This is a genomic window from Pontibacter rufus (assembly GCF_015694705.1).
Taxonomy (GTDB): domain Bacteria; phylum Bacteroidota; class Bacteroidia; order Cytophagales; family Hymenobacteraceae; genus Pontibacter; species Pontibacter rufus.
This window is the reverse complement of sequence record NZ_JADQDR010000007.1, coordinates 190,901-212,549: the sequence shown is the minus strand read 5'-3', so window position 1 is coordinate 212,549 and position 21,649 is coordinate 190,901. Positions and strand designations below refer to the sequence as shown.

The window sequence follows — 21,649 nt, the reverse complement described above, 5'->3', positions numbered from 1 at the left end:
TAAAAATAATAACTTAGTTTTGCCGTTCAAATTAAAATTTTGCAACGATGGGAGTTACCAGATTAAAACGAAAAGATCGCAGAAATAAAGCCAGAGCAAATAACAGAGTAGCCAGAATCAAGCAACTGTTGCTGACACCTGTTATCAAGAATGTGGATATGGATGAGCTGAGAGTTCAGTTTGGCGAAGCGCCTAAAAACAAGGTAGAAACTGCCGAGGCTCCTGCTGCACAGAAAGAAGAAGCTGCTGCCGAGTAACCCGCTTTACGGGCACTGCGCCCCTGTGCAGGCCGCGGCTGTATCAGCCAACAGGCGGTTTGCCAGATAAAGATTTCAGGGTGTGTCTGCCATGGCAGACACACTTTTTTTATGCCCGCTTGCCAAGCTCCAGCACCTGCAAATCGCGCAGTTGCCCCGCCTCAATAGCAAAGCGCACCATCGTCCTGACTTTGTGGAAACCATGTTTGCCGGCCGCGCCGGGGTTGATGTGGAGCAGGTTGTTCCGGTTTTTGTCGGGCATGATTTTGAGGATGTGCGAATGCCCGGTAATGTATAGCTGCGGCGGGTTTTCTTTGATGATATCACGTACATCGGGGTGGTATTTGCCGGGATAGCCGCCAATGTGCGTCATCAGCACATCCAGCCCGGCCGCTTCGAAACGCAGCACCTTCGGGTACAGCTGCCGTATGTCCTGCCCGTCGATATTGCCGTACACGCCCCGCAAAGGCGCCACCTCGCGCAACCTGTCCGCTACATCCATGCTTCCAAAATCCCCGGCATGCCAGATTTCGTCGCGGTCGGAGAGGAGCCGCAGGATCTGATCGTCAAGGTAAGAATGGGTATCAGAGAGCAGGCCTATTTTCATGACTGGGATTTTTAGGATTAGGGTGATGTGTAGGATTTTGTCTGAACCAAGATTCTTGTGATTTATCTGATTAAGTTGACGCTTGGTATAAGTATGAATATCGGTACAGAATTATTTTAAACATATTTTGTACGCTTATTTATACTTGATTAATGCTCTGCCTGGCTACATGCTTCAAGAATTCAGATAAATCACTCTCATCAGCTGCAATCAAAGGTTGGGACAAAATCTTATCCATCACTTAAATCCTAAGAATCCTGGCCCCCGTTCCACGTTTCCGGCGACTTTCGCCACGCGGCCAGGGTGTCCATTGCAGCTTCCGGAATGTAACCGTTGGCCAGGGCAGCTTCTGTAAGTGCGTTATAATTGCTGAGGCAGTGGAGCGAAATACCTGCTTTTTTGAAATTCTCGTCCGCTACCGCAAAGCCATAGGTGAAAATAGCAGCCATACCCAATACTTCTGCACCGGCTGCTTTTATAGCTTCAGCGGCTTTCAGTGAACTACCGCCCGTTGAAACCAGATCCTCAACCAGCACGACTTTCTGCCCTTTTATCAGGCGGCCTTCAATCTGGTTACCCATGCCATGCTTTTTCGGCTCAGGCCGTACATACAGGAACGGCATTTCCAGCAGGTCGGCTACCAACGCGCCCTGTGCTATACCTGCCGTAGCAACGCCTGCAACAGCTTCAGCATCAGGATAATGTTGTTTGATGAGTTCTGCCAGTTGCTGTTTGATGTAACTGCGGATGTAGGGGAAAGAGAGCGTAATGCGGTTGTCGCAGTAAATGGGCGAGTTCCAGCCGCTGCTCCACTTAAACGGCTGCGCCGGATTTAACTTTACCGCTTCTGTTTCCAACAGGAAAGCGGCTACCTGATGTGCTGTGTTCGAAGAATCCATAGCCAAATTTACGTAAATATTCTTCCTTTTTGAGCTATCGTATTTTGATTCAGAATAATTCTTCATTGATTTGTGTAAATTTCGGCTTCACCAGAAGCACCCAAACGCATGAACGTTTTTATAAACGATATTCCGCTGATCCTCAAAAAGGCCACGGAGAAGGTGTACAAGCACGAATATGATCTGGTCCTGAAGGCATCGGATCACTTTACCTCCAAAGATCTGGTGGGAGATGTGCTTATCAAGGATGCGGATGCGCAGCTGATTGACAAGCTGGTGCGGCTGATGGAAGTAAAAAAGCTTAAAAAGCTGAAATCGCTCACGCTGGTGGCCGGCAAAAAGAAGAAACTGATCGCGCACCTCAAAGATCAGTTTAAAATTGTGAAGGCAGCCGGCGGCCTGGTGCTAAAAGAAGGTAAAATCCTGATGATTTACCGCCTCGGCGTGTGGGACCTGCCAAAAGGCAAGCTGGATAAAAAGGAAAAAGTAGAAGCTGGCGCCCTGCGCGAAGTAGAGGAGGAGTGCAGCATACAGGTAGAAGTAATTGGCAAGCTGCCCAAAACCTGGCACTCTTATGCGTACAAGGGCAAAAAGATACTAAAGAAAACCAGCTGGTTTGTCATGAACTGCACCGACGACAGCCTCATAAAGCCGCAGGCCGAAGAGTTTATTGAGGAAGTACGCTGGATGACACCTGAGGAAGTAACAGAAGTACTGCCCAAAGCCTATACATCAATCGCCTTTATCGTGCAACACTATCTGCAATCTCTGAAAACCGGAAAGGTATAAACTCATCCACGTTGCCGCCAAAGCGGTGAATCTCGCGGATGATGGAGGAGCTGATGGCAGCCAGCTGCGGCGAAGTGATCAGGAACACTGTTTCCAGATCTTGGTTAACGTGGCGGTTGGCCTGCGCGATGGTGTTTTCGTATTCAAAGTCGGTGGTGTTGCGCAGCCCACGAAGCAGAAACTGTGCCCCCGCTTCCCGGGCAAACTCAGCCGTAAGGCCTTTAAATTTCTGCACTTTAATGGTCGGCTGATCTGCAAAAATACGCACCATCACCTCAAACATTTTCTCTACAGGTATATAGCGCTGCTTGCTACTGTTGTTGCCGATAGCTACAATTACCTCATCAAAAAGCTTTGCACCGCGCATGACTACATCATAATGGCCGTTGGTAAAAGGGTCAAAAGAACCGGGGAACAGCGCTATTCTTTTCATAGGTTTAATTTTGAATAACTGAATTTTGAATGATTGAGTGGTGAGGCTTAAACAGGAAACATTTTCTAGGCATTCTGTTATGCAGTCATTCAATCTTAAAAATTACTCGCACAGGTGCAGGCTGTAAAGGTCAAAATAACGATGCTCAAATAAATCGTGAAACTTATAACTGTACGATACATCGGTGGGTCTTCTGCCCAGCTTTACGTGGCGTACATACCTCATCAGGATATGGAACAACTGGGAGTCGTGCATGATGTCGCCCCATACAGTAATGGTTTCCTGCTCTGGGTTCAGCTTCTGCTCCTGCATCACAAAAACGATGTAGTAAATAAAGTCTTCCGGGTTGTGGTAGCGAAAAATGTTGCAAAACTCCAGGCCGTTGGGGCCTGCCACCAGCAGTGTCAGATAGTTGCTTTCCACAAAGGCATACATACTGCGCGGCGCATGGCGTTCGGCCTGGTGCAGTATGCTGCGGATAAGTGTGCTGGTAAGGTGCACCAGGTGCAGCGGCTGTTCCTGAAATATGCCCTGCAGCGCCTGGTAAACGGCCGCATCCACCGAAAAAATGTTTATCGCCTCCAGCCCCGGATGGCGGTACGAGAGCACCACTTCCTGCTCCGGGTTCAGGTTGCTGTGCAGGCGCAGGTAATCAGACTGGTGTGCCGGGTCGTAGAGCGTTTCGGGCAACAACGTAAAATGCTGGTTGCTGATGCATACACGTATCTCCTGCCAGCTTTGCAGCTGCAGCAGCGGGCTTTCGGCTGCTAACAGGCGTAACTGCCCGGCCATCTGCGCTGGCGTAAGCACCGTCAGCAGTTCGTAATCTTCCAGCAGTATAAATTTGTTCCGGGCAGCATCTATTACGGCCATACGCACCGACTGCTGCGCCAGAGACAGGTATAACTGGTATTCCGGTGCCTGCTGCAGGTCAAATGCCTCATCCTGAATTTTATGCGAGAGCCGGAAGTAGGTGCTGGTTGTATTCAATGTATCGGTTTTTAGAAGCAGCGCAGTACCGCAGCGGCTGAACTGCTGCAAGTATAAAAAAATTATGGCAAAAGGCCGCCAAGCCTTCCCTATCTCCCAAAATGATCGGGCAGGCCCAGCAAATCGTCGAGCGAGAACAGGTGCTGCAGCGCGCGGTGTTTGTCTGAAGTAGGTATGGCCTGCAACTCTTTGATTTTAAGCCATTGCACCTGCCTGATCAGCTGCCTGTCCGCGGCAAGTTCAGGGTCAGTGCCCGTGATTATACTACCGCCCGTAAGGCTTACCTCAAAGAAAAACTCAACGGCGTGCAGCGGCGGCTCCACAAACTCATTTACAAACAAATAGCGGCCTACGGTTACTTGCAAGCCTGTTTCCTCCAGCATTTCGCGCACCAGGGCCTGCTGCAGGGTTTCGCCGAAGTTTACACCACCGCCGGGCGGGGCCCAGAACGCATTGTTGTTCAGGGTGCGGTCGTGGCGCACCAGCAGCAGTTTGTCTTCCTGCAGGCACACGCCACAGACGCGCACGCGCAGTTTATTGGCATAGGCAGCAGCATTTGGGTTCAGGTCCGGCATCGTTTTGTGCGTGTAGGTTTAGGTTGTAGTTTTACAGGATGATACAAACGTACAATCCCGATTTTGAACAGGACATACGCGAAAAGCTGGAGCGGCAGGAATTTATGAAGCTCCTGGGCTTTAAGGTTACAAAGATAGCAGTTGGCAGCATAGCTGGCGAATTAACGTTAGAGCAGCGGCACCGGCAGCACAAGGGCTTTGCGCATGGCGGCGTTATTGCTACACTCGCCGATATTGTAGCGGGCTTTGCCGCCGTGAGCTTGGTGCCCAAACATTACCACGTGGTCACTGCCGAAATCAAAGTCTCCTACTTTCATCCGGGTGTGGGCGACAAGCTGCTGGCGAAAGGATGCGTCATCAAGCAGGGGCGCAAATTCAATTTCTGTGAAGCCGAGATATACGTGGTCAAGGGAGAGCAGGAGCCGCTGCTGATTGCCAAAGCTTCTGCCACCATGGCGACTACAACCCCGGAAGAAATACCCCGTAAAGTATGAGATATCCTGCTGGTAAGTGACTTAAGAACTTATTACAATGCTTTTGTTGACACAAAGCTTCCTGTTTTCAGATTTTTAGGCCTTCAGGTAGTATTCTTGCAAGTTAATTTATATTTTTGGCAAAACTAAAGCAATAGCATGAACAAAGGAGTTGTAAAGTTCTTTAATGAATCAAAAGGATTCGGATTTATTAAGGATGAAGAAACAGGAAAAGAGTATTTCGTACACGTTACCGGCCTGATTGATGAAATCAGAGAAAACGACGAAGTTACTTACGAACTGAAAGAAGGAAAAAAAGGCCTGAACGCGGTAGATGTAAAGCGCGTTTAACCGCCATTTCATACTCGTTTTAAAATCTTTTAAGCCTTACCCCGTGTAAGGCTTTTTTTTGCCCTTGGTAGCTGCTTTTAAGTATAATTAGGCGTAAATTTGTGATAGTGCACGCACCTGATCGGTATGAGTTTTACTACAGTTGCATCGTGCTTATACCTGGCGCAGACTACAGCGCCAGCCTTTTTTCCTTAATTTCTGCATAAATCATGCGCCCCCTGGAAGCCCTTAAAGAGAACTTTCCGTTTGAACCTACTGCTGATCAGGCAAAGCTTTTTGCTAAGCTCGACGCTTTTATACTGGACAGGCAGGAAGAACGCCCGGTCTTTCTGCTGAAAGGATATGCCGGCACGGGCAAAACAACCGTGGTAACGGCACTGGTGAAAATCCTGAATGCCTTCGGCTACAAGTATGTGCTGCTGGCGCCCACCGGCCGCGCTGCCAAAGTGATGGTCAGCTACAGTGGCACGCCTGCTCATACCATTCATAAAAAAATATACCGCCAGACAGCCAATCCATACTCCGAAGGACTAGCTTTTACCCGCCAGCCGAACAAAGCAGACAACACTTTTTACATTGTGGATGAGGCCTCCATGATTTCGGACGACAGTGGCTTTGGGCAAAACGGGTTGCTACAGGATTTGCTCAGCTACGTGTTCGACAAGAAAAACAACAAGCTGCTGCTAATTGGCGATACGGCGCAGTTGCCGCCAGTGGGCCAGGCGCTGAGCCCCTCGCTGGAAGCTGCTTACCTGCGACAGAATTTACGTTGCCACGTGCAGGAGATTGAACTGAAACAGGTGATGCGGCAGGCCGAAACATCGGGCATTCTGATGAACGCCACCAACCTGCGCAACCAGCTCGGAAGCGAGAAGCTCGACATCAAGCTATTTACCAAAGGCTGGCGCGATATTTACCAGATGACGGGCGAAAAACTAGAGGACGGCCTGCGCTACGCCTACGACAAGTTCGGCATCGAAAACACCACCGTTATCTGCCGCTCCAATAAATCGGCCAACATGTATAACCAGCACATCCGGCGGCGCATCTTTTTTGCTGAGGATGAACTGGGCGTAGGCGATTACCTGATGATTGTGCGCAACAACTACTTCTGGCTGCCCAAGGATTCGGATATCGGTTTTATGGCCAACGGCGACTTTGTGGAAGTAACCAAGATAATCCGCTACGAAGACATGTATAACTGCCGCTTTGCCGATATCCGAATCCGCTTTGTGGATTACCCGGATGCACCCGAAGAGGAAGTAAAAATTATGCTCGATACGCTTTACACAGATGCACCCGCGTTGCCCGCTGACCGGAACAAAAAGCTGTACGAGGAAGTATTACAGGATTACCAGGACATCAAAACCAAACGCGACCGCAGCAAGGAACTTAAGAAAAATCCATACCTGAACGCCTTGCAGGTGAAGTTTGCTTATGCATTAACCTGCCACAAGGCGCAGGGCGGCCAGTGGAAAGCAGTTTTTGTGGATCAGGGTTTCCTGAAAGACGATATGCTGAACGAGGAATTTGCCCGCTGGCTGTATACAGCGGTAACGCGTTCATCAGAAGAACTTTACTTGCTGAACTTTAATCAACAATTATTGGTTAGCTGACAAACGATTTCTTACCTTGCATCGTTTTATATATAATTTTCAGTATAATTGCCAAAGCACTCATTTAACATTTTCAAGCAGATGAAAAAAGTAATCCTTTCTATGGTTTTCGCCGCGCTGGTTGCGGGTGGCGCCAGTGCCCAGACACAACTTAAAGCACCAGCTACTGCCCCACAGGAGCAAGCTAAAAATGGCCCGGCTATTACGTTTGAAGAAACCGAGCATAATTTCGGTGACATTACGCAGGGAGATGTAGTAGAGTACACCTTCAAGTTTAAGAACACCGGCACACAGCCCCTCGTAATCGACAACGTAGGCGTAACCTGTGGCTGCACCACACCTAACTGGACAAAAGAGCCCGTAATGCCAGGTAAAACCGGTATTGTGGCTGCTAAGTTTAACAGCGCCGGAAAAATGGGCCAGCAAAAGAAAGCGATTACCATACACTCCAACGCCGCCGCCGGCGATGCTTATGTATACATCGTAACCAACGTAAAAGAGAAAACTACTGCCAGCGCTCAGAAAAACTAAGTATAGGCAGCAAATATAAAGGCATAAAAAAAGCCCTCCATCTCGGAGGGCTTTTTTTATGCCTTTAGCTGATCAAAATAAACATTGTTGGTTGTATTCCATTTATAAAATATTTGCTATATTCGTTCTGTAAAGCCCTGCCATCTAAGAGCTTGCGTACACTGCTATGGACAAACGAATATTAGGAATTGCCTGCGCCTGCCTGTTAAGCTGTCAGGCGCTGCATGCGCAGGAGGCGACACAGCCACTGCTCCCACAGGAACTGACGCACGAGGTATATGCAGGATATGGTCTGCTGTCGCTGCCTGTAGTGGTGAATGGTTTAGGCGATTATATCGGCAATGCATTTGTAGGAGGAGGAGACGAAAAGCATGTGCTGGGTCCTATTATGATTGGCTATACTTATTTTATCTCCAAAAAAGTAGGGATAGGCATAGAAGCGGGCTATACTTCGTACGCATCGCGTTACAGTAATACTGGTGAACTGGATTTCCGGAATTCCTTTTTAGTAGTAATGCCGCATGGAGAGTTTTATTGGGCCAGGCTGCGGAGCGTGGATTTTTTCTCAGGTATAAAAGTGGGCGGCTGCTACATTAAAACAGATGATGGCAATGCAGACACTGGCAATGCCTTTACAACAGCTTTTCACTTAACTACCATCGGTGTTCGGGTAGGCAGGAAATTGGGCTTCTACATGGATTCCGGTGTAGGGTTCGACGGCTTTACAAATGCCGGCTTAAGCCTGCGCTTTTAAACAAATCAGCAGCGCCATACTTTGGTGAGGTATATCATTCTTTACAAAGCCCTGGATACGGCATAGAACAACGCACCCCAGCCTACAATCAGCAGTACGCCGCCGATAGGTGTAACAGCTCCAAGCCACGTTACACCTGTAAGGCACAACGTATACAGTGAGCCGGAAAAAACCAGGATACCCAGAAAAAAGCACCAGGCGGCCACCTGCAATGCCGGCTGGTGTACATGAAAGAGGAGCAGGCCGACCGCCAGCAGCGCCAGCGTATGGTACATCTGGTATTTTACAGCGGTTTCGTAGGTATCCAGGCGGCCGCTTGCCTGCAGCATCGGGCCAAGCGCATGCGCACCAAAGGCACCGAAGATAACGCTAAGCGCGCCCAGCAGGCTGGCAATAAGTAGTATGGCTTTTTGTGTCACGTTTTAAAATGATCAAAATCAGCAATAAGGTTTCCAGTATAAATAGCCAATCAAAATTGAGTATAAGTATAAAAGTAACTGAAAGAAAATAAACAGTTGCTCCTTAAGTAATATTATACTTTAAGTCTTTTGTCTTTATACATCAGTCTGCATCATCTGCCTAAAGGTCTTCTTCCTCGTCTTCCCCTTCCAGTGCTTCTTTTACCTGCTCTTCAAAATCTTCCTGATCGTCGTACTGCGTGAATTCCAGCGTTTTGCCCTGTGCTTTCAGTTCGTTCACTACATCCAGGGCTACCTCCAGCGGTTCCGCTTCCTTGCCTGTCAGGTCAGTATCCCAGTCGGCGCCAAGCAGCAGTGCGTCGCCATACATGCCCACGCACCAGTTTTCCAGAAACTCCACCAGCGAAACCGATTCCGGTACATAATCTGCCCAGTCGTCTTCCGCGCAGGCTTTCGCACCAAGCTCGTCAGACCAGAACAGGATAACCTCCGTGTCTTCGAATTCTGCTGAACTGGACGTCGCCCAGGTTTCGTCTTTCGTCAATCCCCAGACGGCATCTGACGCAATTAATTGCCGGATAAATTCTTTATATTTCTTCTCGATGGTGGCTGCATTCTGTGTCATTTTGCTGTTGTTTTCGTGTGAAAATGGTGCTGCTGCCGAAGCAGGTTTCCTCAAAGGTACTTATTAAGTACGTTAAACCTGACAAATGTATAATGTGCTTAGCGGAACAGGTCAGGATAATCGGTGATGATGCCGTCTATGCCTTTGGCTTTCAGCTGTTTAATTTCATTTATATCGTTCACCGTCCACGGAATCACTTTTATACCCTGCCGATGGCAATCCGCTACCAGCTTTGATGTTACGAGTTTATAGTTAGGGCTGTAGATATCGGGCACAAAACCGAGTTTGCGCAGGTTGGCTTCCAGACCAAGTATATTTTCGACCAGCAGCGCTGTTTTTATCTCCGGGTACTGCGCATGCAGCACCTGTAGCGTCCGCACATCAAAAGACTGAATAATTACATAGGGTTCTATCTCTTTCTCAGTGATTACGTCCATCAGGCGCTGCACAAACTCATCTGGTGCCGGGTGATACTTGCCGTCTGTTTCTGCCTTAGATTTTGTCTCGATGTTATAGAATACCTGCGGCAGGTGGTGCGCCCGGATGTATTGCTGCACCGTGTCGATGACTTCAGAAAGCAGCGGCTTGTATGTTTTAAGTTTTTGCTGATCAGGAAATTTATCGTAGTATTTAGAGCCCGCATCAAACTGGCGGATGTCGGCATAATCCATCTCGTAGAGCACATACTTCTGTTTGTCAGCATCAGGTATCTCATCTCCGTTGGGCAGCAGCTCGTGCGCCGGGTTGATGTAGGGATCGTGGGAGAGGAGCACCTGCCCGTCGCGGGAGATTTGCGCATCCATCTCCAAAGTAGTTACGCCTATTTCCAGCGCTTTCAGCATGGCGGGTATCGTATTTTCCGGCATCAGGCCACGTGCGCCGCGGTGCCCTTCTATGTCAAAGGCCGGCAGCGAAACAGCAGGAGAGGAGTTTGCAGGCATCATTTTAGTGGAGGTGCAACCGGAGAAAAGCAATACAGCAAGTGAAGTATAAAGTATAAATCGCATATAGCGGGCTTCGAGGTATAAAGCAAAAATTTACTGTTCGCGCGTAAAAACAAACCCTAAACCGAAAGATAACGATTCCTTTATCCTGGAACAGCCGGATTTACAAAAACGCTTGAAAGCCTCCTAAGCAATAGGCTTCTATTTGCTGTAATCCCGCGCGCCAAAGATGCCGCTGCCCACCCGGATCAGGGTGCTGCCTTCTTCTATGGCAATTTTCCAGTCCGACGTCATACCCATGGAGATTTCGCAGAAATCCGGGTTGGCGAAGAAGAAAGTATCGCGCAGGTTTTCGTAGCAGCCACGCAGGTAACGGAATTCCTGGCGCAGCTTGGCCTCGTCGCTGGTGTTGGTGGCAATACCCATCACGCCCACCACGCGGATATACTTCATGCTGCGGTATTCTTCGGATTGCAGCAGCGCCACAGCCTCTTCGTAGTCCATGCCATACTTGGTGAGCTCATCAGCAATAGAGATTTGCAGCAGGCAGTTAATCGGCAGGGTGCGGCCATACATCTCGGCGCGTTTGTTTATCTCCACCAGCAGCTTCAGGCTGTCCACTGACTCTATGGTATCAACAAACTCAGCGATAAACTTTACTTTATTTGTCTGCAGGTGACCAATCAGGTGCCAGGTGATATCGTGCGGCAGCTCGGCATACTTCTCTACCAGCTCCTGCACTTTGTTCTCGCCAAACAAGCGGTGCCCGGCTTCATAAGCTTCTTTTATAGCTGCTGCCGGGTGCGTTTTAGATACGGCCACCAGGCGGCAGTTGGTGTTACGCAGTTGCTCATCAAAGTATAAAATGTTATCAGCTATGGTCATGGTTTCGTTGTTCGTTAATTGTAGTTCGTTTTTCGGTTGATGATTGTTTATACTATGTTGGTGCAGGTTATATTGCGCGGATTATATTGCTGGTGCGAGCTTGCAGCTCGTACCTCTGATTTGTTTCTACTGCCATACTTATTCCTGTATTTATAAAATTCCTGTATTATAAAAGGTACGAGCTGCAAGCTCGCACCAGCAATTCTCTAACTCTTTAACCCTTTAATTCTCCAACTCTCCAACTCTCCAACTTCAGTCTTCCAGTACGCTGGTGATGAAGGTGTTTTTTAGCAGCATCCAGATCAGCAGCAGCAGCAAGGCCCACGTCAGGTATACCTGGTAATAGTCGCGGGTATCGCGGAAGCGGCGCTCGATGATTTCCGTTTTTTCCAGGCGGTTGATGTTCTGGAATACTTTCTGGAGCGCATCTTTGCTGCTGGCCCTGAAAAACTGTCCCTGCCCGATATCGGCAATCTGGCGGAGGCTGGTTTCATCCAGCTTCGCTTCCACGTAAAGCGTCTTACCGCTGTCGTCTACATCGTAAGGCACCTGTCCATCTTTACCAATCCCGATGGTATAAAGTTTTATATTGAAGCCATAGGCCAGCCGGGCAGCCATCTCGGGGTCCAGGCTGCCGGCCGTGTTTTCGCCGTCGCTGATAAGAATGATGACTTTGCTTTTGGCGTTGGAGTCGCGGAGGCGGTTTACGGCCACGGCCAGCGCGCTGCCGATAGCGGTGCCGTCGTTAGGTATCATCTTAAAGCCAATGGAATTTATACTTTCGCGCAGCAAATCATAATCGGTGGTGAGCGGGGCCAGCGAATAAGCATCTCCGGCAAACACCACCAGTCCGATGCGGTCCTGCACGCGTCCATTGATAAAGTTAGTAGCTACATCCTTGGCGGCCTCCAGGCGGCTGGGCTTAAAGTCCCGCAGTTCCATCGAGCCCGACACGTCCAGCACCAGCACAATATCAATGCCCTCCGCCGACAGCTCCACCTGTTCGTTTATGCGCTGCGGACGGGCCAACGCCACCAGCACCAGCATCGTGAAAAGTATAAACACCAAAGTCGGAAGGAGGCGCAGCGCGCTGCTCCACTGCCAGCGTGCTTTCCCTTCAAACAGGGCCATATCGAGCTTGTTGCGGGTGTTGCGGCGCATGGTATTTTTGAGCAGAAACAGCAGCGGCACCACCGGCAGGGCATACAGCACCAGCGGGTATACCCACTCGAAGGAATGAAGGGTGCTGTAGCTGAACCATTCCGGGCGCAGCCAATCCCACGAATCGTCGTTAAAGGTTAACATCTTTGGTCAGTTCTCTCTGTGTTGTGTAGCGACTCTTGGCAAAGCGCCGCAGCATGCCCAGCGCCAGGTTCGCCTCGCCCTCCGATTCGGATTGCAGGTTGCCGTAAATGGCTTTATCCAGAATGCGCAGGGCGGTGTTCACTTCCTCGTCGTTCAGGTAAAATTCGACAATCTCTTTGGTGGTAAAGGAATTGATGGCACTGCGCTCCAGCCTGGTCAGGTAATTTTTCCAGAGCGATACGGCTTTTTCGATACTGGCCGGCGCAGCTGTTTTCACGAAGCGGTCTACGTGCGAGCTGTAGCGTGAAGCAAAGTATACATGATCCTTGCGGAGGCGGTAGAGTTTATACTTGGTCAGGATGGCCTGGCCGAAAATAAACCAGATCAGGCTCAGAAACACGGCGCCGGCCACCAGCCATACCAGCATCACCGGCCAGTTAAAGCGCTCTGCCACCGGGGCCAATGTGGTCTCTGCTTTCAGTTGTAAAGGTTCGGATACCTCCTGCACCAGTTGTTTTAGCACTACGGCATCCGCTTTGGCGTACACGGCTATGGTATCATCGTCCTGCAGCACGTACACCGGCAGGGCGAGCTGCTGCACCGGGTAAATCTCGAAGGTACGTAAGGTATACACCGCGCTGTCGGTGCTGATGCCACCTTTGGTAGAAGTGGGGTAAAAGTCTTTGCGCACAAACTCGAAGGGCGCAAAGCTATAACCGGAACCCGGAAGTATGACTTCCTGCGCAGCCGGGTGGCGGTGCACCAAAGTATACGTCAGCGGCTCGCCCAGTTTTACAGTGTCGGCAGCAAAATGGCCGACGGGCTTTGGCACCTGCCGCGCCCCGGCCAGCGCGGGCGCCAGCATAACAAGCAGAAGGAAGTATAACTTACGCACTTTTCTTGGTAGACTTATTTCGGAGCCTGAACAGGTTTACCAACTGCGGCACATAATCCTCGTTGGTCTGGATGGCCAGGTAATTGGCCTGGTATTTCTGGCAGATGCGTTCCACTACATGCTGGTTTTCGGCATACTGGTTCAAGTAGCGGCGCTGGAATTCTTCGCCGGACGTATTCAGCCACAGAATTTTGCCGCTTTCCTTGTCGCGCACCGGCACGATGCCCATCGGGGGCAGCTGCTGCTCGCGGATATCCTGGAGTTGCAGTACAATCAGGTCGTGGCGTTTGGCCAGCATTCCCAGTTCTTTTTCATAGTGCACATCTATAAAATCAGAAATAAGCAAAATGATGCTGCGGCGCTTGATAATGTCGAGCGTAAGCCTGATGCCCGCTGCCAGGCTGGTTTTGCCGGACCTGGGTTGCAGCTCGTGCAGGGCTTTGATGAGCGTATAGGCCTGCTCTATACCTTTGGCCGGTTTGATGTACTTTTCCTTCTGATCCGAAAAGCAGATAATGCCTATCTGGCTCTGCTGCCGCGCTGCCGACAACGCCAGCACACCGCAGATCTCTTTGCCCACATCAATCTTCTGCTGCCTGCCGGTGCCGATAGATTGCGAAGCGCTCACGTCCAGCATCAGGAAAACGGACTGCTCTTTCTCCTCGCGGTAGGTTTTCACGAACACGCCATGCCCTTTGGCCGACACGTTCCAGTCAATCGACCGCACGTCGTCGCCGTACTGGTAGGCGCGCACATCGTCGAACTCCAGCCCGGTGCCTTTAAACACCGAGTGGAAATCGCCCTGCATCTGCGTGGTAATTGCCTTTCTGATCCGTATCTCGTACTTTCGTAGCTTTTGTACAAGCTCCTTCATAGCTTTGTGCCGTAGCGTCAGTTTTTAAAATTAGCACATGTTCTCCTATTTTTTATCCGCAAAAAGATTTTTCTGCCTGTTTTTCTGCCTGAGCCTGTTTAGTTGCCAGTCTGAGAACGAGGAAAAGCCTAAAAATATGATTCCGGAAACGAAGATGGTGCAGATTTTAGCAGATATACATACCCTGGAGGCGCAGATAGAAGGAAAAATTTTATATCCTGACACAGCGCTGATGACTTTTAACTACGGGCAGGATCAAATTCTGAAGCGGCGCGGCGTAACACGGCAGCAATTCCGCAACACCTATCATTATTACGTTACGCATGTAAAGGAAATGGACGCGCTTTACGAAACTATCATCGATACGCTGAGCGTACGCGAGAGCAAGGCCAAAGCAGCGGCAGGTATAACAGATACCACGCGTACCCGTGACCCGGCTCCTTACAATAGCCCTCTTTACAATACACCTCCCTCGCAGCGGTAAAGCATAGCAAGTGTAATCCGCTTTATATCAGCTTGCTGCCATTAGGAACTTTGCCGGCAGGCTGCGCCAGCACAATATCGCCGTTTTCGTCGGCAAAACCCGTAACCAGCACCTCCGACATGTACCTGCCAATTTGCTTTTTGCCCAGGTTGGTTACGCAAAGCACCTGCTTGTCTACCAGTTCGTTTTTGGTATAATGTTTCGTAATCTGGGCGCTTGATTTTTTGATGCCGAGCGGCCCCAGGTCTATCGTGAGTTTATAAGCCGGGCGGCGGGCCTCCGGGAAATCATGCACTTCTGTGATAGTTCCTACGCGGATGTCGGTCTGCTCGAAATGCTGCCAGGTAATGGTTTCCATAGGTTGGGGTTGTGAGTTGATTTGGTGTGATAAAGGCTGCGTATAGATGGTGGCAAAGGTTTTAGCTGAAGTTTATACTTGACCGGAACAGGTTTTATTTTCCCTTTGACAGCATATAAAGCTCCGGCGTTTGCACGGCTATTGCTGCTTTTTTATAGTCTTTTATATTTCTTGTCAGCAAAAGTGTTATGCCGGATTCAATAGCTGTAAAATACTGGATGGCATCTTCAAAATCCCTGAAAGCGGAATTAAGGGCTAATTCTATAATTTTATCATCAACGCTTAAAACGCGCACCAGTACTTTAAACCTGCTCAGGATTCTTCTTGCTTCTGAAGTATTGTATTGTCTGGACAATAGGTAATTCAGGTTCGAGAAAGACAGCGAAGAAACAAACAAGGTTAGCTCTCCCTTGTCGGCCAAGGTAAACAGCGCAGCGGCATAAGCATAATGAGGTTCTCTCTTAGCCAGTAAATCCAAGCAAACGTCTGTATCGACGAATATTTCAGTCATCCAGGTATTTCTTAGCTAAATGACTGGCGTATTTATCTTTGTAGTCAAAGTCTTTGGGAATAGTTATCACACCTGAGAGGCTTTTCACCAAAGGCGAAATATCTTCCTTTGTTTTTTCAGCTGCTGTTACGCTGTCCAGATAAGATTCGATCAGTTTGGAAAGGCTTGTCTTTTTGGCAGCAGCATAAGATTTAGCCCTTTCAATTACTTGCTTATCTAAAACTAAAGTTAATTTGGTGTCCATACGTGTGGAATTATACAATTTATTACGTGTAAACAAGAGGGGGAGTTAGTTTTATGCTATCGCTGATGGAGGCAAACCCTTAGTGTAAAGCATTTTGTAGAACAAAGTGCTTCTTCTTATAATAAATAGCTATCGATTTCTTTTTCAAGTTTAGGCAGTTCTTTAACAACGATTGTCCAGATTATGTCCTCTGAAACAGTATCATAACCATGGATGATTCTGTTCCTTGTATTTACGATCCGACGGGCGTTGGTAATATTTATATCTGGCCTTACCCTCAAAATTCGGTTCAGCGCTTCTCCTATGATTTCCAGATTGCGCTCAACTGCTTTCCTGGTCTTAAGATCCTTCTGGAATAGAGGAAAGCTCCTTTGCTCTGGCAAAAACTCGTAGATTTCTGTGATAGACCTTCTTATGTCTGCTAACCACAATCTGATGTCACTTTCCATAAACAAGCACTTTTGTACGGTCTATCTCTTGTTGCAGGAATGTGTTCCTGATAGCCTTCTGCTCTAACAGGTCAATATCTCTTTGCAGGATTTGTTCTAATTGAAATTTTAATTCAAAATAATGATCTGTATATTCTATGGGGTCTGGTGCGTCAATATCTACAACTAAGTCAATATCACTATCAGCATTAAATTTGTCGTTAGTAACGGAGCCAAACGCAAAAAGGCTTCTTACATTGTGTTGGCCGCAGAGATTTTCTATTTGTCCGATATGATCGCTGATTATTTTCATAATAGTTGAAATCTATGTTTTCCGCGTTAAGCTGTTTAATTTTATGTTTATACCAACGGTGTAGTATAAGAGCAGTAGCGGATTTAAATGCGATTACCTGTCCCCCTCAATAAAAGTTTATTAAATGCACAGGCTTTGAATTTACCACGTCGCAAGCTATTGCTCTTATACAATGTTGTAAGCTGGCCTTCTGCCCTCTACTATTGTTAGTAGAGGTTTCTAGTTTCTGACCAACTGCTTTTGTCTCGGTTGAGTGTGACTTCTGTGTTGACTTATACTTACATATAAAAGCTATATTTTAATTGCATTTGTTCATCAGATCTGAGGTATTTCAGAATCTCTCCAACGTTTCTGGCACACTCGATAGTTATTGGCATTTGTCTGTCAAACTGGGTATTGTTCCAATTCATTTTCGTTAAGGCTAAAATCTCATCTAATATAACATTTGGTGACTCATCATAAGTAGCCAATTTCACTTCAATAGCCCGTGGAATATATCTTCCAGGATATGTTTCGTAATATGGTACTGAACCTCTTGTATACAACAAATGGTGCTTATCAGTCATAGTCAGATGAGTGCCACGCATTGGAGGATAGTTTCCTTGTCTATATAATCGAAGGTCCGATGTCTGAATTGAAACTAGGTCAATTTGGTTTATATGTAGTTTTTTGGCCGCTTCAGTAAACCCATAAATTTCATCGTCATTAAAGTTTGATGTTTTGTGCAAAACAAGTCTTTTCGGATAAATTTTTACTGCATCATAGTACTCCTTTAATGATTGAGTAAGTAAGTTAAATGCTTGCTGACCCTCTAAATGAGGTGTTCTATCAAACTTTTTCAATTTAATTTCTTCTCCACGTAGTATAACTCCTTTACCAAGCTCATTGAATATTTGAGCAATACTGGTTTGAGTTGATTTTTTATCTCTGCTCTTAAAAAAGCTTATACCTGCGTAGCAAGTTGTTTCAGCAGAGTCTTTACGAATTAAAGCCCAAGGTGTGCCAGATGCTTTATAATAAAGAGCCGTAAAGAAATTCCAAGCAATGGTAGCTGGGTCTTGCATTTCTGCTGTTGGTTTTGCAACTCTATCTCTTATAATTTGAATAGGCACATTGTACTGCATTGCTTGCGCCTTTAAATTTCTTCGGAAATTTTGCTCTTTTATTGATACATTTTCTTCGTCGAAGTCCCTTTCAAATATTTCTTGTTCTTCATTTTCCTCTTTATCTTTGGGCTTTGTCTCCATGATGTGTTTCATCATGTTTTCTGAAAGTGCACAGAGAATTACGTCAGGCTTTTTGTTTTTTGAAAGAAATTTGATTTCATTGAGGTACAGATTTGTAACTTCATTTATAATTTGTTCAAGCGAACCATTTCCTTTTATTACTCTATCAAAGTCAGAGTTATTTAGTTTGCGTAAGTATGTTTCATCATATGCTACTTCACACTTAAAGCCAATATTTTTGCTGAAACCACAGAAATTCATGAATAAATTTGGATGTGGATTTTTACTTTCTTTACCAGCTATGTGACTTTTACAACTTTCAATCCATTCTAACACTTTATCCACACTTTCTCCTTTTCCAACAACGCCAATAGTTATTTTTTCAGGTCTAACCTGAGCAATATCAAAAGGATTAAATGAGTAAATACCACTTTTAGGGCAGATGTGATGAGCTGTACCAAATTGTAAGGATGGTTCTTCTATATATCTTAATTTCATTCTTCAAAAAGTTTTATATCCTCAAGTTCGGTGTCAGCTTGTAAGTCAGTTAAAGGAGCATCTATGTCCTTTTCATTAACTTTTACAGGTTTCCATTTTGCTTCCTTCAAACTAGGTGACATGCTTATAGGCTCAGGAGTATGCAATTTGAGGTATGGAAATTCAGGAGTAAAGAGGTCAGTATAAGCCAAGTAATAAGAAAAGAATCTAAAATAGTTAAAAACAGAATTATTGTTTTCTAGACGTTTTATACCAGACATGTAGGCAGATTCAAAACGGCTTTCATGATAACCGCCTGGATTTGTAAAGCTCCAAGTCGGGTTTATTACCATGTACCAATCAGTGTCAAAATTTAGAAATGATGCTTTAAATGCAAGGCTGCGATAACAAATTACATGACCTTCTTTTTTATTTATCATTTCGAAAATGACAGTCTTTGTTGATTCTTTTTTTCCCTTCCAACGTATTTGTTTAACCTTGGGAGGTCTGGAGTTTGCAAAACGGAATGTACTACGAGGCGCATACCATTGAATGCCCTTTTTATGGCACAACTGCATTAAAGTATTGCGCAATAAATTTTTAAACACTCTATTGTAAGCCTCATTTTGGTCATAAAGCTCAGCGCAATCCAATAGAGTAATTGTACCCAAGTCAATTATCTTTCTGAAAGGCTCATTATACTTAGTTAAATCTCTAAAAGTATAAAGCCAGTTTTCATGAAGTATCCAATCGGATGACATTGCATTATTTTCCCTCAATGCACGTTGTACCAGTTTAGCTGGCTTTAATTTTTTAACTTCTCTTTTACCAATTGATATTAAATAACTGTTGAGATTTGCCGTGATATTTTCTTCATCAATATTCAAGTTCGCCTTGTAAAGATGAGATGGAAATGAAATTCTCACCATATTTGGGCAGATGTTTTCAGGCTCACTGTTTAAATATCCGCTTTCAAACTTCTTCTTTCTTTGTTCTATTTGAACATCTGAAAATTCGTGTTCATACAATTTTGAAATGTTCAGCAATTTTGGAGTGGCCGAAATTGCGTTTATCTTTTGTAGGATGGAATCTTTATCAATGATGTGTTCTTCTGCGATGAATGAAAAGCCTTCTGGAATTACCTCTGCAATTTTAGCTTCATTGTATTGTCCGCGTTTTTCGGTAATGACATAAATAAACAAAACATCGAATTGCTGGTGTAAGTTATGCCGACCGAAAGTTTCAAGAGTGGACTTTATTTTATCAAGACTGCTGGTTGATGTTACCTGAATGGCAACTCTGTTCTTAAAATCGGCTAAATCAATTGCAGGAAAATTTTTTCTTTGGCTCGTATTGAGATTTTCAAGTTGCAAGCCTAGAACTTCATTGAGAACAGGAACCAAAAAGCTTTCCGCATGTATATTGATATGGTAGTTTCCTATGGCATTAAAGCCTTCAACTTCTAAAACAAATCTAGCTGCGTAAGAAGTTATCTTGCTTATATAATCGATTCTGTTCAAAATATACTGTTCCCTTTCTAGTTATGAATCAAATTTCTACTTAGTGGTACTCTATATTTTAAGGCTTGCTTACAACTACCAGGTAGCAGAAACTACTCCTGCTACCTGCACTATGTATATAATCTTTAAAGTTATTCAGTTCTTAACATATCTTATTTACAGCCAATATAGCACTTTCTATTTATACTTCATACCACGCCAAAATTCCGCCTCAGAAACATAAGCCACACCACACCGTAATCCTATGCAGGAGGTCTGCCTGATGGCAGCCAACGCCCCTAACTGCATTAAGTGCTAAAACTGAAACTATGAAAAAAGAATCCGGAGCAACTTTTCCTGTCTGGGATCAGGAAGTAAGCATGCCTGTTACCAGTCCCCTGCGCGAAAACCTTACCTGTGATGTATGCGTCGTGGGAGCGGGGATAGCGGGTATTACAACAGCCTACCTGCTGGCGAAAGAAGGCAAAAAAGTAATTGTGCTGGAAGCCAAAACCATTGGTGCCGGCGAAACCACCCGCACCACTGCGCACCTGTCCAACGCCCTGGACGATGGGTACCCGCACCTGATAAACTTGTTCGGGAAAGAGGGTGCCCGGCTGGCCTGCCAGAGCCACGGCAGCGCCATCGACAAGATAGAAGAACTGGCCAAAGCTGAGAACATAGATTGCGATTTCAGCCGGGTGGATGGCTACCTTTTTGCCAACAACCGGCAGCAGGAAGAAGAAATACTGAAGGAACTGGAAGCCGTGCAGCAAATTGGCTGGCGCGATGTGGTGCTTCGCAAAGATTGCCCGGTCGAAACGCTGACCGCACTGCCTACGCTGCACTTTCCGAACCAGGGGCGTTTCCATCCAGCCAAATACCTCTCTGGCCTGGCTAAGGCCTTTTTAGATTTGGGGGGCGAGATATACACTGATTCTCCGGCAAAAGAATTTCAGTCCGGGCCTGTTGCAACCGTGGTCACCGCCGACGGACACGCAGTTTCGGCAAACCACCTGGTGGTAGCCACCAACACACCTGTAAACGATAAAGTAACCATTCATACCAAGCAGGCACCTTACCGTACGTATGCGCTTGGCGTAGCGGTGCCTGCCGGCTCCGTACCCGACGCTTTGTACTGGGACATGGATGATCCGTACCACTACGTCAGACTCATGCGGAGCGATGTAGCGGAAGATGGAACCGGGCCTAAGTATGACCTGATGATTGTAGGCGGCGCAGACCATAAAACAGGGCAGGAAGATAATACAGCCAGCCATTTTCTGGATCTGGAACGCTGGACGCGGCTCAAATTCCCGATGGCGCAGGATGTATTGTATCGTTGGTCGGGACAGGTGATGGAACCTGTTGATAGCCTGGCTTATATCGGACGCAATCCCGGCGACACGGATAATGTATACATCGCTACAGGCGACTCCGGCCATGGCATGACGCACGGCACCATTGCCGGTATGCTGCTGACAGACCTGATTATGGGACGGCCAAACCCCTGGGCAAAAATTTACGACCCCGGCAGAAGCCCGCTTAAATCGGCTGGCCAGTACCTGAAAACAAATCTGAATGTGGCGGCCCAGATGAAGGATTATGTGACCCCCGGCGAGGTGGACGATATGATGGAGGTAATGCCGGGCACTGGCAGAATTATGCGTGATGGCATGAAGAAGATTGCCGTATACTGCGATCAGGAGGGCAACAGGCATCAGTGTTCGGCGGTGTGTACCCACATGGGTTGTATCGTGAACTGGAACAATGTCGAAAGTTCCTGGGATTGTCCGTGCCACGGTTCCCGCTTTGATCCATACGGGAAAGTGGTTACAGGCCCGGCCATTAAGGATTTAGGCCCTATTTAAATTCTTATTTATCATA

General features: G+C 46.9%; 28 protein-coding genes. 9 read left to right on the top strand and 19 right to left on the bottom strand.

Features of this window, described 5'->3' with window-relative positions:
• The first annotated feature begins 47 nt into the window (after nt 1-47).
• Nucleotides 48-257, top strand: coding sequence for a hypothetical protein (locus I2I11_RS13420; RefSeq protein ID WP_196268233.1), 210 nt, complete (start codon nt 48-50; stop codon nt 255-257).
• Between the two features lie 109 nt (nt 258-366).
• On the opposite strand, the gene I2I11_RS13415 is transcribed toward I2I11_RS13420, so the two are convergent.
• Both I2I11_RS13415 and pyrE read right to left on the bottom strand, forming a co-directional pair.
• The gene (locus tag I2I11_RS13415) at nt 367-864 is read right to left on the bottom strand and encodes a metallophosphoesterase family protein (RefSeq protein ID WP_196268232.1); all 498 of its coding nucleotides are present in this window, start codon (nt 862-864) and stop codon (nt 367-369) included.
• Between the two features lie 248 nt (nt 865-1,112).
• The gene (gene pyrE, locus I2I11_RS13410) at nt 1,113-1,763 is read right to left on the bottom strand and encodes an orotate phosphoribosyltransferase (protein ID WP_196268231.1); all 651 of its coding nucleotides are present in this window, start codon (nt 1,761-1,763) and stop codon (nt 1,113-1,115) included.
• 108 nt (nt 1,764-1,871) lie between these two features.
• Here pyrE and I2I11_RS13405 point away from each other — a divergent pair, with 108 nt between their 5' ends.
• Nucleotides 1,872-2,552, top strand: a complete 681-nt coding sequence (locus tag I2I11_RS13405) for an NUDIX hydrolase (RefSeq protein ID WP_196268230.1) — start codon at nt 1,872-1,874, stop codon at nt 2,550-2,552.
• Here I2I11_RS13405 and coaD read toward each other — a convergent pair.
• From coaD to I2I11_RS13390, 3 genes are all read right to left on the bottom strand, one after another.
• Nucleotides 2,506-2,985 carry a pantetheine-phosphate adenylyltransferase gene (coaD, locus tag I2I11_RS13400; protein WP_196268229.1) on the bottom strand — a complete coding sequence of 160 codons (480 nt, stop codon included), beginning with the start codon at nt 2,983-2,985 and terminating at the stop codon, nt 2,506-2,508. The genes I2I11_RS13405 and coaD overlap by 47 nt on opposite strands.
• Before the next feature lie 102 nt (nt 2,986-3,087).
• Nucleotides 3,088-3,975, bottom strand: a complete 888-nt coding sequence (locus I2I11_RS13395; protein ID WP_196268228.1) for a DUF3822 family protein — start codon at nt 3,973-3,975, stop codon at nt 3,088-3,090.
• Between the two features lie 89 nt (nt 3,976-4,064).
• Complete coding sequence (locus I2I11_RS13390) at nt 4,065-4,550, bottom strand: NUDIX domain-containing protein (protein ID WP_196268227.1); 486 nt, start codon at nt 4,548-4,550, stop codon at nt 4,065-4,067.
• A gap of 38 nt (nt 4,551-4,588) precedes the next feature.
• Here I2I11_RS13390 and I2I11_RS13385 point away from each other — a divergent pair, with 38 nt between their 5' ends.
• The 5 genes from I2I11_RS13385 (at nt 4,589) to I2I11_RS13365 (ending at nt 8,275) form a co-directional block, all read left to right on the top strand.
• On the top strand, nt 4,589-5,044 hold the full coding sequence (locus I2I11_RS13385) for a PaaI family thioesterase (RefSeq protein ID WP_196268226.1): 456 nt from the start codon (nt 4,589-4,591) through the stop codon (nt 5,042-5,044).
• A 138-nt stretch (nt 5,045-5,182) separates the two neighbouring features.
• On the top strand, nt 5,183-5,374 hold the full coding sequence (locus I2I11_RS13380) for a cold-shock protein (RefSeq protein WP_196268225.1): 192 nt from the start codon (nt 5,183-5,185) through the stop codon (nt 5,372-5,374).
• A 209-nt stretch (nt 5,375-5,583) separates the two neighbouring features.
• On the top strand, nt 5,584-6,990 hold the full coding sequence (locus I2I11_RS13375) for an ATP-dependent DNA helicase (RefSeq protein WP_196268224.1): 1,407 nt from the start codon (nt 5,584-5,586) through the stop codon (nt 6,988-6,990).
• Nucleotides 6,991-7,071: 81 nt separating this feature from the next.
• Nucleotides 7,072-7,521: a DUF1573 domain-containing protein gene (locus tag I2I11_RS13370; RefSeq protein WP_196268223.1), complete on the top strand. Its 450-nt coding sequence runs from the start codon at nt 7,072-7,074 to the stop codon at nt 7,519-7,521.
• Nucleotides 7,522-7,687: 166 nt separating this feature from the next.
• The gene (locus I2I11_RS13365; RefSeq protein ID WP_196268222.1) at nt 7,688-8,275 is read left to right on the top strand and encodes a hypothetical protein; all 588 of its coding nucleotides are present in this window, start codon (nt 7,688-7,690) and stop codon (nt 8,273-8,275) included.
• Nucleotides 8,276-8,316: 41 nt separating this feature from the next.
• On the opposite strand, the gene I2I11_RS13360 is transcribed toward I2I11_RS13365, so the two are convergent.
• The 7 genes from I2I11_RS13360 to I2I11_RS13330 all read right to left on the bottom strand — a co-directional run bounded on the left by I2I11_RS13360 (nt 8,317) and on the right by I2I11_RS13330 (nt 14,222).
• Nucleotides 8,317-8,694: a DUF423 domain-containing protein gene (locus I2I11_RS13360; RefSeq protein ID WP_370582977.1), complete on the bottom strand. Its 378-nt coding sequence runs from the start codon at nt 8,692-8,694 to the stop codon at nt 8,317-8,319.
• A gap of 160 nt (nt 8,695-8,854) precedes the next feature.
• Entirely contained in the window at nt 8,855-9,319 is a 465-nt protein-coding gene (locus I2I11_RS13355) for a DUF2750 domain-containing protein (RefSeq protein WP_196268221.1), read from the bottom strand.
• A gap of 98 nt (nt 9,320-9,417) precedes the next feature.
• Entirely contained in the window at nt 9,418-10,326 is a 909-nt protein-coding gene (locus tag I2I11_RS13350) for a glycerophosphodiester phosphodiesterase family protein (protein WP_230680262.1), read from the bottom strand.
• A gap of 138 nt (nt 10,327-10,464) precedes the next feature.
• Nucleotides 10,465-11,148, bottom strand: a complete 684-nt coding sequence (locus tag I2I11_RS13345) for a YggS family pyridoxal phosphate-dependent enzyme (RefSeq protein ID WP_196268220.1) — start codon at nt 11,146-11,148, stop codon at nt 10,465-10,467.
• 252 nt (nt 11,149-11,400) lie between these two features.
• Nucleotides 11,401-12,453: a vWA domain-containing protein gene (locus I2I11_RS13340; protein WP_196268219.1), complete on the bottom strand. Its 1,053-nt coding sequence runs from the start codon at nt 12,451-12,453 to the stop codon at nt 11,401-11,403.
• A complete protein-coding gene (locus tag I2I11_RS13335) occupies nt 12,440-13,348 on the bottom strand; it encodes a hypothetical protein (RefSeq protein ID WP_196268218.1) in 909 nt (302 codons plus the stop codon). Before I2I11_RS13335 ends, I2I11_RS13340 begins: the two co-directional genes overlap by 14 nt.
• Nucleotides 13,341-14,222, bottom strand: coding sequence for a DUF58 domain-containing protein (locus I2I11_RS13330; RefSeq protein WP_196268217.1), 882 nt, complete (start codon nt 14,220-14,222; stop codon nt 13,341-13,343). Before I2I11_RS13330 ends, I2I11_RS13335 begins: the two co-directional genes overlap by 8 nt.
• Nucleotides 14,223-14,259: 37 nt before the next feature.
• Between I2I11_RS13330 and I2I11_RS13325 the strand changes: the two genes are divergently transcribed.
• Nucleotides 14,260-14,706, top strand: coding sequence for a DUF4296 domain-containing protein (locus tag I2I11_RS13325; protein ID WP_196268216.1), 447 nt, complete (start codon nt 14,260-14,262; stop codon nt 14,704-14,706).
• 22 nt (nt 14,707-14,728) lie between these two features.
• Here the strand turns inward: I2I11_RS13325 and I2I11_RS13320 are convergent, their stop codons facing one another.
• The 7 genes from I2I11_RS13320 to I2I11_RS13290 form a co-directional block, all read right to left on the bottom strand.
• On the bottom strand, nt 14,729-15,064 hold the full coding sequence (locus I2I11_RS13320; protein ID WP_196268215.1) for a tRNA-binding protein: 336 nt from the start codon (nt 15,062-15,064) through the stop codon (nt 14,729-14,731).
• 94 nt (nt 15,065-15,158) lie between these two features.
• On the bottom strand, nt 15,159-15,575 hold the full coding sequence (locus tag I2I11_RS13315) for a type II toxin-antitoxin system VapC family toxin (RefSeq protein WP_196268214.1): 417 nt from the start codon (nt 15,573-15,575) through the stop codon (nt 15,159-15,161).
• A complete protein-coding gene (locus I2I11_RS13310; protein WP_196268213.1) occupies nt 15,568-15,819 on the bottom strand; it encodes a DUF6364 family protein in 252 nt (83 codons plus the stop codon). The genes I2I11_RS13315 and I2I11_RS13310 overlap by 8 nt, the downstream gene beginning before the upstream one ends.
• A 116-nt stretch (nt 15,820-15,935) precedes the next feature.
• Entirely contained in the window at nt 15,936-16,268 is a 333-nt protein-coding gene (locus I2I11_RS13305) for a HepT-like ribonuclease domain-containing protein (protein WP_196268212.1), read from the bottom strand.
• Nucleotides 16,258-16,560, bottom strand: coding sequence for a nucleotidyltransferase family protein (locus tag I2I11_RS13300; RefSeq protein ID WP_196268211.1), 303 nt, complete (start codon nt 16,558-16,560; stop codon nt 16,258-16,260). The genes I2I11_RS13305 and I2I11_RS13300 overlap by 11 nt, the downstream gene beginning before the upstream one ends.
• Nucleotides 16,561-16,838: 278 nt before the next feature.
• A complete protein-coding gene (locus I2I11_RS13295) occupies nt 16,839-18,284 on the bottom strand; it encodes an argonaute/piwi family protein (RefSeq protein WP_196268210.1) in 1,446 nt (481 codons plus the stop codon).
• Nucleotides 18,281-19,783: an SMEK domain-containing protein gene (locus I2I11_RS13290; RefSeq protein WP_196268209.1), complete on the bottom strand. Its 1,503-nt coding sequence runs from the start codon at nt 19,781-19,783 to the stop codon at nt 18,281-18,283. The genes I2I11_RS13295 and I2I11_RS13290 overlap by 4 nt, the downstream gene beginning before the upstream one ends.
• A gap of 308 nt (nt 19,784-20,091) precedes the next feature.
• Between I2I11_RS13290 and I2I11_RS13285 the strand changes: the two genes are divergently transcribed.
• Nucleotides 20,092-21,633 carry an FAD-dependent oxidoreductase gene (locus tag I2I11_RS13285; protein ID WP_196268208.1) on the top strand — a complete coding sequence of 514 codons (1,542 nt, stop codon included), beginning with the start codon at nt 20,092-20,094 and terminating at the stop codon, nt 21,631-21,633.
• The last annotated feature ends 16 nt before the right edge of the window (nt 21,634-21,649 follow it).